The 13,145-nt window shown below is 71.9% G+C and carries 12 protein-coding genes; 4 read left to right on the top strand and 8 right to left on the bottom strand.

All coding sequences use genetic code 11. The features are described from left to right. Positions 1–116 precede the first annotated feature (116 nt). The 5 genes from IEZ10_RS04325 to IEZ10_RS04305 form a co-directional block, all read right to left on the bottom strand. Positions 117–248 carry a SapB/AmfS family lanthipeptide gene (locus IEZ10_RS04325; protein ID WP_179827333.1) on the bottom strand — a complete coding sequence of 44 codons (132 nt, stop codon included), beginning with the start codon at positions 246–248 and terminating at the stop codon, positions 117–119. Positions 249–280: 32 nt separating this feature from the next. Beyond that, positions 281–412 (bottom strand): SapB/AmfS family lanthipeptide, encoded by a 132-nt coding sequence (locus IEZ10_RS04320; protein WP_179827342.1) that lies wholly within the window; start codon positions 410–412, stop codon positions 281–283. A 34-nt stretch (positions 413–446) separates the two neighbouring features. Next, positions 447–578 carry a SapB/AmfS family lanthipeptide gene (locus IEZ10_RS04315; RefSeq protein WP_189245165.1) on the bottom strand — a complete coding sequence of 44 codons (132 nt, stop codon included), beginning with the start codon at positions 576–578 and terminating at the stop codon, positions 447–449. Positions 579–585: 7 nt separating this feature from the next. After that, on the bottom strand, positions 586–3,282 hold the full coding sequence (gene lanKC, locus IEZ10_RS04310) for a class III lanthionine synthetase LanKC (RefSeq protein WP_189245164.1): 2,697 nt from the start codon (positions 3,280–3,282) through the stop codon (positions 586–588). Between the two features lie 341 nt (positions 3,283–3,623). Beyond that, positions 3,624–4,334 (bottom strand): M50 family metallopeptidase, encoded by a 711-nt coding sequence (locus IEZ10_RS04305; protein ID WP_189245163.1) that lies wholly within the window; start codon positions 4,332–4,334, stop codon positions 3,624–3,626. Positions 4,335–4,559: 225 nt separating this feature from the next. Here IEZ10_RS04305 and IEZ10_RS04300 point away from each other — a divergent pair, with 225 nt between their 5' ends. Next, a complete protein-coding gene (locus IEZ10_RS04300) occupies positions 4,560–5,702 on the top strand; it encodes a magnesium and cobalt transport protein CorA (protein WP_189245162.1) in 1,143 nt (380 codons plus the stop codon). 51 nt (positions 5,703–5,753) lie between these two features. Here IEZ10_RS04300 and IEZ10_RS04295 read toward each other — a convergent pair whose 3' ends face one another. Together IEZ10_RS04295 and IEZ10_RS04290 are read right to left on the bottom strand one after the other, a co-directional pair. Continuing rightward, positions 5,754–5,948 carry a hypothetical protein gene (locus IEZ10_RS04295; RefSeq protein WP_189245161.1) on the bottom strand — a complete coding sequence of 65 codons (195 nt, stop codon included), beginning with the start codon at positions 5,946–5,948 and terminating at the stop codon, positions 5,754–5,756. Positions 5,949–6,133: 185 nt separating this feature from the next. Continuing rightward, a complete protein-coding gene (locus IEZ10_RS04290) occupies positions 6,134–8,353 on the bottom strand; it encodes a thiamine pyrophosphate-dependent enzyme (RefSeq protein ID WP_189245160.1) in 2,220 nt (739 codons plus the stop codon). A 197-nt stretch (positions 8,354–8,550) separates the two neighbouring features. Here IEZ10_RS04290 and IEZ10_RS04285 point away from each other — a divergent pair, with 197 nt between their 5' ends. Together IEZ10_RS04285 and IEZ10_RS04280 are read left to right on the top strand one after the other, a co-directional pair. Then, positions 8,551–9,630, top strand: coding sequence for a hypothetical protein (locus tag IEZ10_RS04285; RefSeq protein ID WP_189245159.1), 1,080 nt, complete (start codon positions 8,551–8,553; stop codon positions 9,628–9,630). Positions 9,631–10,117: 487 nt separating this feature from the next. Further along, positions 10,118–10,621 carry a hypothetical protein gene (locus tag IEZ10_RS04280; protein WP_189245158.1) on the top strand — a complete coding sequence of 168 codons (504 nt, stop codon included), beginning with the start codon at positions 10,118–10,120 and terminating at the stop codon, positions 10,619–10,621. A gap of 66 nt (positions 10,622–10,687) precedes the next feature. Here the strand turns inward: IEZ10_RS04280 and IEZ10_RS04275 are convergent, their stop codons facing one another. Beyond that, on the bottom strand, positions 10,688–11,287 hold the full coding sequence (locus tag IEZ10_RS04275; RefSeq protein ID WP_189245157.1) for an SACE_7040 family transcriptional regulator: 600 nt from the start codon (positions 11,285–11,287) through the stop codon (positions 10,688–10,690). Positions 11,288–11,427: 140 nt separating this feature from the next. Between IEZ10_RS04275 and IEZ10_RS04270 the strand changes: the two genes are divergently transcribed. Next, a complete protein-coding gene (locus IEZ10_RS04270; protein WP_189245156.1) occupies positions 11,428–12,996 on the top strand; it encodes a carboxyl transferase domain-containing protein in 1,569 nt (522 codons plus the stop codon). Positions 12,997–13,145: the final 149 nt, after the last annotated feature.

Below are 13,145 nucleotides of genomic sequence, written 5' to 3'. Positions count from 1 at the left end.
GTCCCTCCTTCGCTCGAAAGATCCTGGGGCCCGCTCGGCGGGGCTCGGAAAAGTCCCCGGAACGGGCCGTGCCCGGGACGGCCGCCGTCATCGGCCGCCCCGGGCACGGGGTGTCACTAGTGGCAGAGCAGCAGGCTCAGGTTGCTCGGCGTGTAGGACTCGCAGCCCAGGACGGTCAGCGAGCTGCCGCCGCCACCGCCGTGGCCGCCGCCGGGAGCCTCAAGAGCCTGAAGGTCGAGAAGAACCATTTTCCTTACCTCTTTCTTGTGATCGGGGACGACTAGTGGCAGAGCAGGGCGCTCAGGTTGCTCGGCGTCTGGGACTCGCAACCGAGGACGGTCAGCGTGCTGCCGCCGCCACCGCCGTGGCCGCCGCCGGGAGCCTCAAGAGCCTGGAGGTCGAGAAGAACCATGGTGTTACTCCGTTTCTGGCGATCGGGAAGAGGATCAGTGGCACAGGAGCAGGCTCAGGTTGCTCGGCGTGTGGGACTCGCAACCGAGAACGGTCAGCGAGCTGCCGCCACCGCCACCGCCACCCCCGTTGGGGGCTTCCAGGCTCTGGAGGTCGAGAAGTACCATGCTGTTGTCACACCTCCTTCGAAGGCTCGCAGGGGGAAAGCCGCTCGGCGGATCCATGCGCGGGCAGTGCCGTGGACAGGGCACCCGCGCCGCCGGGCGGCTCGACAAAGGGAAGGAGCACCCGCCGGTCGCCCAGCGCGGAGCTCATCGCGAACAGGACTCCGGCCGTGCCGGTCGCGAAGTCCATCGAAAGCCTGAGCAGCTGGTCACCGGGGAAGGCCAGGCCGTCGCCGTACGACAGCGCGTGCCAGCCCAGTCCCCGGATCTGCTCGGCGAGGTCGGTGGCGGTCCCGGAACCGGCGCCGGCGCCGGTGCGGGCGGGGTCGCCCGGCGCGGGCTCCGCGAGCTCCGCGGGCTCCGCGGGCTCCGGGACCGCGGCCAGAGCCGCGATCATGCCGGCCCGGCCGGTGAACAGCCCCGGCTGGACGTAGTAGCGGCTCCGGGCGGCGCGCATGCAGCCCCGCAGCGCGGTCCGGAAGCCGTCGTCGTCGCGGTGGGCCAGGTAGCGGGCGAGGGCCAGGCCGATGCCGGCCGATCCCTCGTCCAGGTAGGGCAGCGTGCGCCACCCCTGCGTGACCTGCAGCGAGCCGTCCTGGACGGTGACGCAGCGCCGCAGGTCCTGCCGGAGCGCCACGGCCGCCAGGTCGAGCAGCCCGGCGTCGCCGGTCCGCTCGTAGGCGTGCAGGAAGAGGAGGGCGGGCCCGGACGAGCCGTACATCAGCCCGGCCCGCGGGTCGCCGCCGCCGCTGGTCTCCGGCACGTCCTCCACCCCGCCGAGCCGGTCGGCGCAGACGCCGACGGCGCGCAGCGCCAGGTCGGCGAGCGTCTGCTCACCGGTCGTGCCGGCCAGGTGCAGGAGGTTCAGCCCGACACCGGCGAGGCCGCCGAACAGGCCGGGTTCCAGCCCCTCCCACTTCTCCCGCATGGCCACCTCGACCGCGTCGAGCGCGTCCTGGCGGTGCCCGAGCCGGTCGAGGACGTAGGCGACGCCGTGCAGCCCGTCGTAGAACCCGACGCCGGTCCCGGAGACGGGGGACGCCGCGCGGCGGCGCAGCCACTCCACGTGCTCGGGGCGGACCTCGGTCCCGGCGGCGTCCAGCGCGTAGAGCACGCCGGCCGCGCCGTACGCGAGGTTCAGGCCGCCGCCGGGCCTGAACTGGGCCACGTCACCGGGGAAGAGACGGTCGTCGCGTCCGGGGGTGGCGCTCGCCAGGATCGCCCGGCACATGGCGTCCCGCAGCGCGGGCCAGCCGTCCGGGGCGAGCCGGGGGAGGGGCCGCGCCGTCACCGGGTCGTCGCCGACGATGGTGCGGACCGCCTCCTGAACCACCTCCGGCGGCACCGGGAAGGTCTCGGTGACGAGCTCGGCGAGCTGGAACACCTTGGCCCGGTCGAGCGACTGGGTGACGGTGAGCTGCGGCGCGAACAGGCCGAAGCACAGGCAGGCCAGCGCGTAGTCGTCGATCTCGACGCCCTGGCGGCCGGGCGGCGCGTTGAAGGCGGGATGGCCCAGGGCGGCGCGGCCGCGGTCCTCGGCGAGGGTCGCCACCTCGTAGTCGATCATGACCAGGCGGCCCTCGTCGGTGATGAGGATGTTGTTGGGATGCAGGTCGCCGAAGACCACGCCGCGCTCGTGCAGCGCCTCGACGGCCCGCCGGACCGCCGGGAGCGTCTCCATGACCCACGCGGTGTACTCGGCGAGGGTCCCGGCGTCGCAGCCGGCCCGGGTGAGGGGGTAGCGCTGCACCAGCTGCCGCTGCAGGGGGTTGCCGTCGACGAACTCCTGCACCAGGAAGTGGTGCTCGCCGAGGACGAAGTAGTCGATCAGCTCGGGCACGCAGTCCAGCCCGGACAGGCGCTCCAGCATGTCGCGCTCGTGTCCCAGGCGCGCCACCGCGTCGCGGCCAGCGGCGTCGAGGCCGGCGTGCGGGCGGGCCTCCTTCAGCACCACGCGCCTGCCGCCGCGGCGCTCCCGCCCGAGGTAGACCCCTCCGCCGTTGGAGAAGTGCATGACGCTCTCGACCTCGTACGGCAGGCCGCCGGTGGTGACCGCGTTGCGGGCCGCGAGGTGCGGTTCCAGGAACTCCGGCAACGTCACCCAGGACGGCACGGAGAAGGACGGCCCGCGCACGTCGGGCACCAGCCGGCCGTCGGCGTCCTCGATCGCGAGCACCGCCTCGCCCTTGGCGTCCAGGCAGTGCCGGGAGGCGAAACCGCCGTAGCGCACGAAGAGCGGGCCCTCGCCGTAGCGCAGGTCACTGAGGATGTAGGGGCCGTGGACGCCGCGGAGCAGCTCGTGCAGCTCCTTCAGCGTGAGCTCCAGCTGCGCCTCGTCCACGGGGTAGATCGTCACCAGCTTGCCGCTGGACCCGCGGGGGGCCGCCTTGGAGTTCAGCATCGTCACGACCGGCCGGCTGCGCAGGAACTTGAACGCGATCCCGCGGGGCACGCAGTAGTCCCAGACCAGCTCCATCGCCCGCTCGGCGTCGTCCAGGCACGCCGACACGTGGATCTTCCAGCCCTGTCTCGGCGTCCTGGCGTCGAGGGGCGCGTAGTGCATCCACGTGTCCGTCGCCTGGTGCGCCCAACCGCCCGGCACCTCCCGGCCGGCGAGCGGGAAGTCCGGGTGCTCGCTCCGGTCACTGTCGAGAGTGTCGTAGAAGATCGGGTCCGCTAGGCAATAAAGCTCATAGTGGTCATTCACGGCAATCTCCCTGCTGTCTTCCAGGGGAGAGAATTCCGGATAACCCGAGAAATCACCAGTTACAAGTTGCACGTCTCACACGTGTAAAACTCATGAGTCAAGTCATGACATTTGGTCTGACCTGCGCTTATGTGAGGTATGTGAAAGTTGCTCAGGGAAACTTTCCGCGCCGCCGAGTCGGAGACCGAAGATGTTTCTCGTATCGACCGAAATTACCACGTTCAATGCGAGTATGTGGGTATATATCGGGTAACAGAGTTGGTTTGCCTTCCTGGGTCGTCACCGAGCGTGACGGGTCTCGGGGCCGGTCCGGCCCCCCGGCGCGGCGGAGCTCACGGAACCTAGGCGGGCCAGGGCAGCGGGTTCAGCAGCCAGGCCCCGCCCGCCAGGCAGGCGCAGGCCACCAGCAGGAACAGCAGCACCCAGAACCCGCCGGGCAGGAAGGTCAGCCGGGCGAGCTGGTCGGCGTCGGAGTCGGGGGCGTGGCCCCGGCTCCGCTTGCGCCGCAGCTCCAGGATCGGCCGGACGCCGCCGAACAGCAGGAACCACACGGCCAGGCAGGCGAGGACCGCGTCCACGCCGGGCGGGGAGTACCACGTGACGGCGAAGATCGCCCCACCGGTCGCCAGCAGGCTCACCGCGCCGAACAGGTTGCGGATCAGCAGCAGCATGGCGGCGAGCAGCCCGATCACCACCGCGATCAGGATCGCCACGTGGCCGGTGGCGGTCAGCCAGGCCCCGCCCACGCCCAGCAGCGACGGGGTGACGTAGCCGGCGGCGGCGGTCAGGATCATCCCCGGCCCGCGCGGCCTGCCCCGGGTCAAGGTGACCCCCGAAGTGTCCGAGTGCAGCCGGATGCCCTGCAGCTTGCGCCGGGTGAGCAGCGCCGCCAGCGCGTGGCCGCCCTCGTGCGCGATGGTGATCAGCCCCCTGGACAGGTGCCACGACCCGGACCACGCCACCGTCGCCAGCGCGACCGCCGCCGACAGCAGCACGGCCCACGGGGGCGGCCCCGCCTGGGCCGCGGTCAAGGACTCCCAGACCTCGTTCAACGTTCGCTTCTCCTCAACGTCGCCGGAGCAAAGCGTCCCATGAGGCTTGGTCTACCGGCGATAAGGTCGAAAGGAGACGAAGCGGGATCCGGGGTGCCGAGGGGGAGACGGGGCCCCGGCCCGCGGGGCGAACCGCGTCCCGTGGGTTTCCCGGCGACCGCCCGGGTAGACGGCGCGGGCACGCACAGGATCGGGGCGCCCGGCGGGGCGGACGAGGAGGAGCAGGTGGCTGACCGGCGGATACTGGGCATGCGGAGCCGGATGCGCGGCCGCCCCGACGTCGAGCGCGACTCCCCCGAGCGGTCGATGGACCCCCGCTCCGCCGAGGCCGGGCCGGTCTCCGCCCGGTCGCACGTCATCGACAACGCGATCTACGTCGACGGGCGGCGGGCCGCCACGCCGGGATCGCTGCCCGAGGCGTTCGAGTGCCTGAAGAGCACCCCCGGCAGCATGGCCTGGATCGGCTTCTACCGCCCCGAGGACGGGGTGATCTACAACGTCGCCGAGGAGTTCGACCTGCACGAGCTGGCCGTCGAGGACGCCATCGTCGCCCACCAGCGTCCCAAGGCCGACCGCTACGGGGAGACCCTCTTCGTGGTGCTGCGCCCGGCCCGCTACGTCGACGAGACCGAGGAGGTCGACTTCGGCGAGCTGCACCTGTTCGTCGGCCGCAACTTCGTGATCACCGTACGGCACAGCGAGGCCCCCGACCTGTCCCAGGTCCGCCGGCGCATGGAGGCCGACCCCGACCTGCTCCGCCAGGGCCCCCAGGCGGTGCTCTACGCCGTCGTGGACGCGGTCGTGGACGGCTACGCGCCGGTGGTGGCCGGCCTGCAGAACGACATCGACGAGATCGAGGTGCAGGTCTTCGGCAACGAACCAGGCGTCTCCCGCCGCATCTACGAGCTGTCCCGGGAGGTCATCGAGTTCCAGCGGGCCACCCGGCCGCTGCTCGGCATGATCGAGGGGTTCATCGCGGGCGCCGACAAGTACGGGATGGACCAGGAGCTGCAGCGCTACCTGCGCGACGTCGCCGACCACGCCATCACCGTGTCGGAGCGGGTCAGCGGCTTCCGCCAGATGCTCCACGACATCCTCGTGGTCAACTCCACCATGGTCGCCCAGGCCCAGAACGAGCACATGACCCGGCTCACCGAGGCCAGCAACGCGCAGAACGAGGAGGTCAAGAAGATCTCCGCCTGGGCGGCGATCCTGTTCGCCCCCACCCTCGTCGGCACCATCTACGGCATGAACTTCGACCACATACCGGAGCTGCACTGGGCCTTCGGCTACCCGTTCGCCGTGCTGCTGATGGCGGCCGTCTGCGTCACGCTCTACCTTGTCTTCAAACGCCGCGACTGGCTGTAGAACCGCTCGGCGGGGGCCCGGAGCGTGGTCCCGTACCCCCGCCACGAGACATCAGTTCGACTTGGCCAGGATCAACTCCAGCTTGCCGTCCATGGAGTCCACCCGGGCGTGCAGGGAAGCGCCTGCGGACCTCCCCTCGGCGGTCACACGGAGAGCGTCCAGGGCCTCCCTGATGCGGGCCAGCTCCACTTTCGTCCTGAAAGCCCAGGCCTCAAGATCGCTCACTCGCTGATCGATGGTCTTCATGGTTCCTCCGAACATGAGTGCCTCCTGGTTGACGTCGGTGTGGAGGGTCACGTGACCGGGGGCGGGCCGAAAATTCGAAACGGTGTGGAACCAATTGAACACGGTCCGGAGTGGTCCGCGGGTGTGTTCGGTGATTCCCGGGGCGCGGCCGGGCGGCCGATTCCCGCGCGGGTCGCGGCGGAGGGTCAGCCGAGCAGTTTGCGGGCGGCGGCCTCGATGTCGTCTTCCGACAGCAGCACGTGCCGCGAGGCGTCCCCCAGCGGGATGAAGCTGTCGGAGGAGGTCACCCGGGCGATCCTGCCGGTGAAGCCCGCGTCGAGCAGTTCGGTGACGACGCCCTCGGAGACCCCGCCGGTGCGGCGGGTCTCGTCGGCGATCAGCACGTTGCCGGTCAGCTCGGCCGCGCGCATCAGGTCGTCCACCGGGAGCGGGGACAGCCAGCGCAGGTCCACGACCCGGCAGCCGTAGCCCTCGGCGGTGAGCCGTACCGCGGCGCGCAGGCTCATCCGCACGCCGTTGCCGAACGTCACGATGGTCAGGTCGCGGCCCTCGCCGTAGCTGCGGGCCCGCCCGATCGGGACGTGCGTCTCGGCCCAGCGCGACGGCGGGGCGTACGGCGAGAGCCAGCCGTTGTCGCCGTCGTCGAACAGGTCGCGGGTGTTGTACAGGGCGATCGGCTCCAGGAAGACGCAGACGCCGCCGTCGGCGCGGGCGGCGGCCAGGCAGGTGCGCAGCATCGAGGCCGCGTCGTCGGGCCGGGCGGGGGAGGCCACGACCAGGCCGGGGATGTCGCGCAGCGCGGCGACGGAGTTGTCGTTGTGGAAGTGGCCGCCGAAGCCCTTCTGGTAGGCGTAGGAGGCGACGCGGACCACCATCGGGTTGCGGAAGGCGCCGCGGGAGAAGAACGACAGCGTCGCCGCCTCGCCCCTGATCTGGTCGAGGGCGTTGTGCAGGTAGGCGAGATACTGGATCTCGGGCACCGGCAGCAGCCCGGAGACGCCCGTGCCGAGCGCGAGGCCGAGGACGGTCTGCTCGTCGAGGAGGGTGTCGAACACCTGGCCGGCGCCGAAGCGCCGCTGAAGCCCCCGGGTGACGCCGTAGACGCCGCCCTTGCGGGCGACGTCCTCGCCGAACACCAGCATGCCGGGGTCGGCGGCCAGGGCGTCGGCCAGGGTCCGGTTGATCGCCTGGGAGAGGGTCAGCGGCCCCTCCCGCTCCGGGAGCCTGCCGCCGAACGCCTTCTCCCGGGAGGGCGCGGCCGTCGAGGCGGCCGAGACGGCCGCGGCGACCCGCTCGGGCGAGCGGGGGGCCAGCGGTTCGACGATCTCGGCGGCGGAGGCGAGCCTGGGCCGCCGCGAGCTCTCCAGCGCCATCTTGAGCAGGTGCTCGCGCATCGTCTCGTAGTGCGCCAGGATCTCGTCGGGCGTGGTCAGGCCCGCCTCGACCAGCAGCCGGGCCGTGACGACGAGCGGGTCGCGCGCCAGGTCGGCGTCGATCTCGCGCTTGGTCCGGTAGGACATCTCCACGTCGGACCCGGCGTGGCCCATCAGCCGCACGGTGCGCAGGTGCAGCAGGGCCGGGGAGCGGCGGGTCCGGACGTGCTCGGCGGCCGCGGCCGCGACGTCGTGGACGTCGGCCAGGTCGCAGCCGTCGGCCGCGAAGTACGGCAGCAGCGGGTGATGGGCGGCCTCCACCCACCCCGCGGGGGTGCGCACGCTGATGCCCAGGCCGTTGTCCTCGCAGACGAACAGCAGGGGCAGCCCCAGCCGCTGGTAGGCGGCGTAGGCGGCGGTGTTCAGGCCGGACAGGGCGCTGGCGTGGTTGACCGAGGCGTCGCCGAGGCTGCACACCGCGACGGCGTCCTGCGGCCAGGCGCCCGGCACGCCGAGCGTCCGGGCGCGCTCGATGGCGAACGCCACGCCGACCGCGCGCGGCAGGTGGCTGGCGATCGTGGAGGTCTGCGGGATCACGGCCAGCCGGGGGTGGCCGAAGACCTTGTGGCGGCCCCCCGCGATCGGCTCCTCGGCGGCGGCGGTCAGGCCGAGCAGCACGTCGCGCAGCCCCTCCTCGGGCAGGCGCCCGGCCATCGCCGACCTGGCGAGGTAGAAGGCCCCGGAGCGGTAGTGCAGCAGCGCGGGGTCGGTGGGGCGCAGCGCCGCGGCGACCGCGGCGTTGCCCTCGTGTCCGGCGGAGCCGATGGTGTAGAAGCCCTCGCCCTGCTCGCGGAGCCGGCGTGCGGTGACGTCGAGGAGCCTGCTGCCGAGCTGGAACTCGAACAGCTCCCGGCAGCGGGCCCCGGTCAGGGTGGTGCCCTCCCGCACGGGGAGCAGGGGATCCCGCGGCGTCCCCGCGGTGAGAGCGGTCACGGCCTCGGCGAAGTGTGTTTCAACAGTGTCGCGCGCCACAGCTCGATTATGTCCTTCGTCCCGGTCGCCGTCCCGCGCTTGGCCTCTTTGACCTGCCGGACAACGGCGGAACGATGCAATTGACGGCAGTTCTTAACAGTTTGTCATGTTTAACAACGCATGACCTGTCTAGTACGTCTACTTGAAGTACGACGTGGCACCCTCATGCCGCGTTCAACCAACGGGAGGACACCCGAATGTTGCAACGCACCAGAGCCGCCGTCGCGCTGACCGTGGGCGTCGGGGCACTCGCCCTGGCACCCTCCGCCGTGGCGGCCACAACGGTCTCGGCGGTCGCGGCGACCGCGGCGGACCCCGTCGTCTCCAGCGTGAAGATCGACCCCGACCCGATCCTGGTCACCGGATCGCCGGTCGGGGCGGAGTTCACCTTCACCACCTCGGGGGCCGGCAAGGTCGACTTCAAGATCAAGGCGCCCGGCGGGGACTGGACGCCCCTGGAGGTCAAGCCCGCTCCGCACGGCCTGGAGTCGAAGTGGACCGCGACCAAGACCTTCGACACCGAGGACAGGGAGGGGCGGTGGAGCTACATCGCCGTCGCCCACGGTGAGAACGGCAAGGAGGACACCGAGAGCGGCCGGTTCACCGTCGACGTCGTGAGGCGGGTCCTCGACACCAGGATCGCCGAGTTCAACGCCTGGCCCGAGCCGGTGCGCAAGGGTGCCAGGCTCAGCGTCAACGGGCGCCTGCTCGCCTACGGCCGGCACGGCTGGCACGGCTACGCGGGCCGTACGGTCGACATCCTGTTCCGCGCCGACGGCTCCTCGCGGTGGGAGAAGGTCGGCTCCGACCGGACCGACCGGTACGGCAGGTTCTCCGAGAGCGGGACCGCCGAGCGGTCCGGGACCTGGCGGGCCGTGTTCGACGGCGGCCGTTACGTCGACGGGGCCTCCAGCGGCACCGACCACGTGCGGGTCCTGGAGCCGCAGCCGGAGCCGGAGCGCGGCACCAGCCGTGTCATCCGGTTCAACGCCTCGCCGGAGCCCGTCCGCCACGGCCGGTACCTGACCTTCACCGGCAGGCTCCAGGTCGACGACTCCGGCTGGGAGGGCTACCGCGCCAAGGTGGGCCTGTACTTCAAGCCCGCGGGGTCGAGCAAGTGGCAGCGCGTCAAGAACGCGTGGTCCAACGGGGCCGGCCACCTCTACACCAAGGCCAGGGCGTACCGGTCGGGTCACTGGAAGTTCGTCTTCGCCGGTGACGACGACTTCCGTCCCGACTCCAGCGGCAGCGACTACGTCAAGGTGATCAGGCGCTGACGCCCGCTCCGGCGCCGTCCCAGCCGGGGGCGGCGCCGGCCGGTCCGGATGCGGCCCGGGTGCTTCGGCGCCCGGGCCGCCCGCGTGTCCGGCTCCGGTTCCCCCGGCCCCCGCCCTCTGTCAGCGTGCCCCGCTGCGCGTGTCTTCGGTGCGGGCCGCGCTCCCGGACGACGTGGCCGGGCCATTTTTCACGATCCCCGGATGAATCCCATGTGATGGCGGGCTTTTTGGGGCGCCCTTGGCTGCCCGCCCGGCCCTTTCCGGCTCTAAATCATCTCATATGGTGATTCACCCCTACAGCCGCTATGGCCTGGTCTTATAGCTGAATACCGCGATATTTCTTCCCCATCGCTCATGCGTGGATCGAGATGATCAGCCCCCTTTATCGGGGAAGCCATCCGCCTTTCTGAAGGTCGTTTTGCCGTCAGCAAACGCGGCCGGTGCGAGCATCTATTCAGAGCAGCACCGATCATGACAAGGGGGAGGAATGCTCCGAAAACTTATTCCGCTTCTGGCCGCGATCACCGTGGCCGGATCGATGGCCGCCACCTCGGCGGTGGCGGCCGAGGCCGCGTCGGCGCCCGCCGGCCGCGTGACGGTCGCCGAGGCCGAGGGGACGGCCGCGGCGCGGGGGGCGGCCAAGGAGGCGGCCGCCTGCCAGCCGGGGTCGCCGTGCGCGTACGCCAACTGCGGTCCCGGCCGGGTCTGCGTGCCCCATCCCAGGCAGTGCCTGACGCTGCCGTGCCCGCAGTACGACTGCGTGCCCGCGAGCTACCCGCGGCCGCCGGTGTACTACCCGCCGTACCCGTATCCACGGCCGCCGGTGTACTACCCGCCGTACCCGTATCCACGGCCACCGGTGTACTACCCGCCGTACCCGAGGCCGCCGTACCCGCCGGTGGTGCGTCCTCCGTACCCGAGGCCGCCCTACCCGCCCCCGTACCCGCCCCCGCACCCGCTGCCGCGTCCGATGGAGGCTCCGGGCGCCTGACACCCCATCCGGCTCGGCGGCCCCGCCTGAGTCATTGACGGCGGCGGACCCACGGGTCCGCCGCCGTTAGCGTTCCTTAACCACGACCGCGGCGAGCGCCGCCCGGGCCATCCCGCGCAGCAGGCCGGCCATCAGCTCCGGCGCGAGGTCGCCCGCGCTGTGCGGCGTGGAGTTGAGCAGCCCGAAGACGGCGTGGGTGGCGGCGCGCAGCCGCGCCGCGGGGCACGAGGGGTAGATCTCGCTCAGCACGGTCACCCACTCCTCCACGTACAGCCGCTGCAGGCGCCTGATCCGGCGCCGGGCGGGCTCGGGGACGTTGCCGAGCTCGCGGTCGTGCACGGTGATCAGCGCCGGATGGCTGAGCGCGAACTCGATCTGCCCGTTGAGCAGGGCGTCCAGGGCGTGCTCGGCGTCCGGGGCCTCGGTGACGCACCTTCCCGCCGAGGCGTGCAGGCGCTCGCTGACGTCCAGCAGCATCTCGGCCAGCAGGGCCTCCTTGCCGCTGAAGTGCCGGTAGAGGGCGGGGCCCGAGACGCCGACCGCGCCGCCGATGTCCTCGATGGACACGCCGTGGAAGCCGCGCGCGGCGAACAGCGCGGCGGCGGCGTCGAGTATCTCCGCGCGTCGCGAGCCGCGGGCGCGAGCGGAGGCCGGAGCGGTCGTCACCCTCGCATGGTAGACGCTGACGTTAACGATGACTAACATCTTCGGTGAAGACGACGTTGTCACCCACCGGCCCGCGGCGACGCGGCCGGGCGGCGGTCGCGGTCGTGACGGCCGGGCCGCCGCGCCGAAGAGGAGAGCGCATGAGTGGCTGGCCGGTGCTGCGAAGCACCTGCGATCCGGGCGGTGACGCCTTCAAGGCCAACGCCGAGGTCAACGAGCGGCTGGTGGCCGAGCTGCGCGAACGCGTCGCCGTCGCCGCGCTGGGCGGCCCGGAGCGGTCGCGGGCCAGGCACGTCTCGCGCGGCAAGCTGCTGCCCCGCGACCGGGTCGACACCCTCCTGGACCCGGGCTCGCGCTTCCTGGAGCTGTCCCAGCTCGCCGCGAACGGGATGTACGGCGACGACGCCCCGGCGGCCGGGATCATCACCGGCGTCGGCCGCGTCTCCGGCCGCGAGTGCGTGGTCGTCGCCAACGACGCCACCGTCAAGGGCGGCACCTACTACCCGATGACGGTCAAGAAGCACCTGAGGGCACAGGAGGTCGCCCTCCACAACCACCTGCCGTGCGTCTACCTCGTCGACTCCGGCGGCGCGTTCCTGCCCCGCCAGGACGAGGTCTTCCCCGACCGCGAGCACTTCGGCCGGATCTTCTACAACCAGGCCACCATGTCGGCGCGCGGCATCCCGCAGATCGCCGCCGTCCTCGGCTCCTGCACGGCCGGCGGCGCCTACGTCCCGGCGATGAGCGACGAGGCGGTCATCGTGCGCGACCAGGGCACGATCTTCCTGGGCGGGCCGCCGCTGGTGAAGGCCGCCACCGGCGAGGAGGTCACCGCCGAGGAACTCGGCGGCGGCGACCTGCACTCGCGGGTCAGCGGCGTCACCGACCACCTGGCCGAGGACGACTCCCACGCGCTGCGGATCGTCCGCGACATCGTCTCCACCCTCGCCCCGCGCACCCCCGCGCCGTGGGAGCGCGTCGCCCCGGAGGAGCCCGCGCACGACCCCCGCGACCTGTACGGGATCGTCCCGGCCGACACCCGCGTCCCCTACGACGTGCGCGAGGTCATCGCCCGGATCGTGGACGGCAGCCGGTTCGGCGAGTTCAAGGCCGAGTACGGCGCCACCCTCGTCACCGGTTTCGCCCGCATCCACGGCCACCCGGTGGGGATCATCGCCAACAACGGCATCCTGTTCGCCGAGTCCGCCCTCAAGGGCGCGCACTTCATCGAGCTGTGCGACCGCCGCTCCGTCCCCCTGGTCTTCCTGCAGAACATCAGCGGGTTCATGGTCGGCCGGGCCTACGAGGCCGGCGGCATCGCCAAGCACGGCGCCAAGATGGTCACCGCGGTCGCCTGCGCCCGGGTGCCCAAGTTCACGGTGGTCGTCGGCGGCTCGTTCGGCGCGGGCAACTACGCCATGGCCGGGCGGGCATACTCGCCCCGGTTCCTGTGGATGTGGCCGAACGCCCGCATCTCCGTGATGGGCGGCGAGCAGGCCGCCAACGTGCTGTCCACGGTCGGCGACGCCGACCCCGACGCCATCCGCAGGCAGTACGAGGACCAGGGCAACCCCTACTACTCCACCGCCCGGCTCTGGGACGACGGCGTCATCGACCCCCTCGACACCCGCACCGTCCTGGGCCTGGCCCTGTCCGCCGCGGCCAACGCCCCCCTCGACCCCGTCGGCTACGGCGTCTTCCGGATGTGAGTGCCCCATGACGAACCCGACAGCGAACGACCCGGCGGCGAACCGTCCCGAGACCGTCCCGGCGGCCGGCCCGGCGCCCGGTCCGGCGGTGACCGGTCCCACGGCGACCGGCCCGGCGGCGGACACCGGCCGGGGCCGCCCGGCCCCGG

Source organism: Streptosporangium pseudovulgare (genome assembly GCF_014648055.1).
In the GTDB taxonomy this organism is placed as follows: Bacteria; Actinomycetota; Actinomycetes; order Streptosporangiales; family Streptosporangiaceae; genus Streptosporangium; species Streptosporangium pseudovulgare.
This window is presented reverse-complemented; position numbering and strand designations above follow the sequence as displayed.

Coding starts and splice junctions, on each gene's coding strand:
- IEZ10_RS04325 (WP_179827333.1), bottom strand. CDS start 248: ATGGTTCTTCTCGACCTTCAGGCTCTTGAGGCTCCCGGCGGCGGCCAC.
- IEZ10_RS04320 (WP_179827342.1), bottom strand. CDS start 412: ATGGTTCTTCTCGACCTCCAGGCTCTTGAGGCTCCCGGCGGCGGCCAC.
- IEZ10_RS04315 (WP_189245165.1), bottom strand. CDS start 578: ATGGTACTTCTCGACCTCCAGAGCCTGGAAGCCCCCAACGGGGGTGGC.
- IEZ10_RS04295 (WP_189245161.1), bottom strand. CDS start 5,948: ATGAAGACCATCGATCAGCGAGTGAGCGATCTTGAGGCCTGGGCTTTC.
- IEZ10_RS04285 (WP_189245159.1), top strand. CDS start 8,551: ATGTTGCAACGCACCAGAGCCGCCGTCGCGCTGACCGTGGGCGTCGGG.
- IEZ10_RS04280 (WP_189245158.1), top strand. CDS start 10,118: ATGCTCCGAAAACTTATTCCGCTTCTGGCCGCGATCACCGTGGCCGGA.
- IEZ10_RS04270 (WP_189245156.1), top strand. CDS start 11,428: ATGAGTGGCTGGCCGGTGCTGCGAAGCACCTGCGATCCGGGCGGTGAC.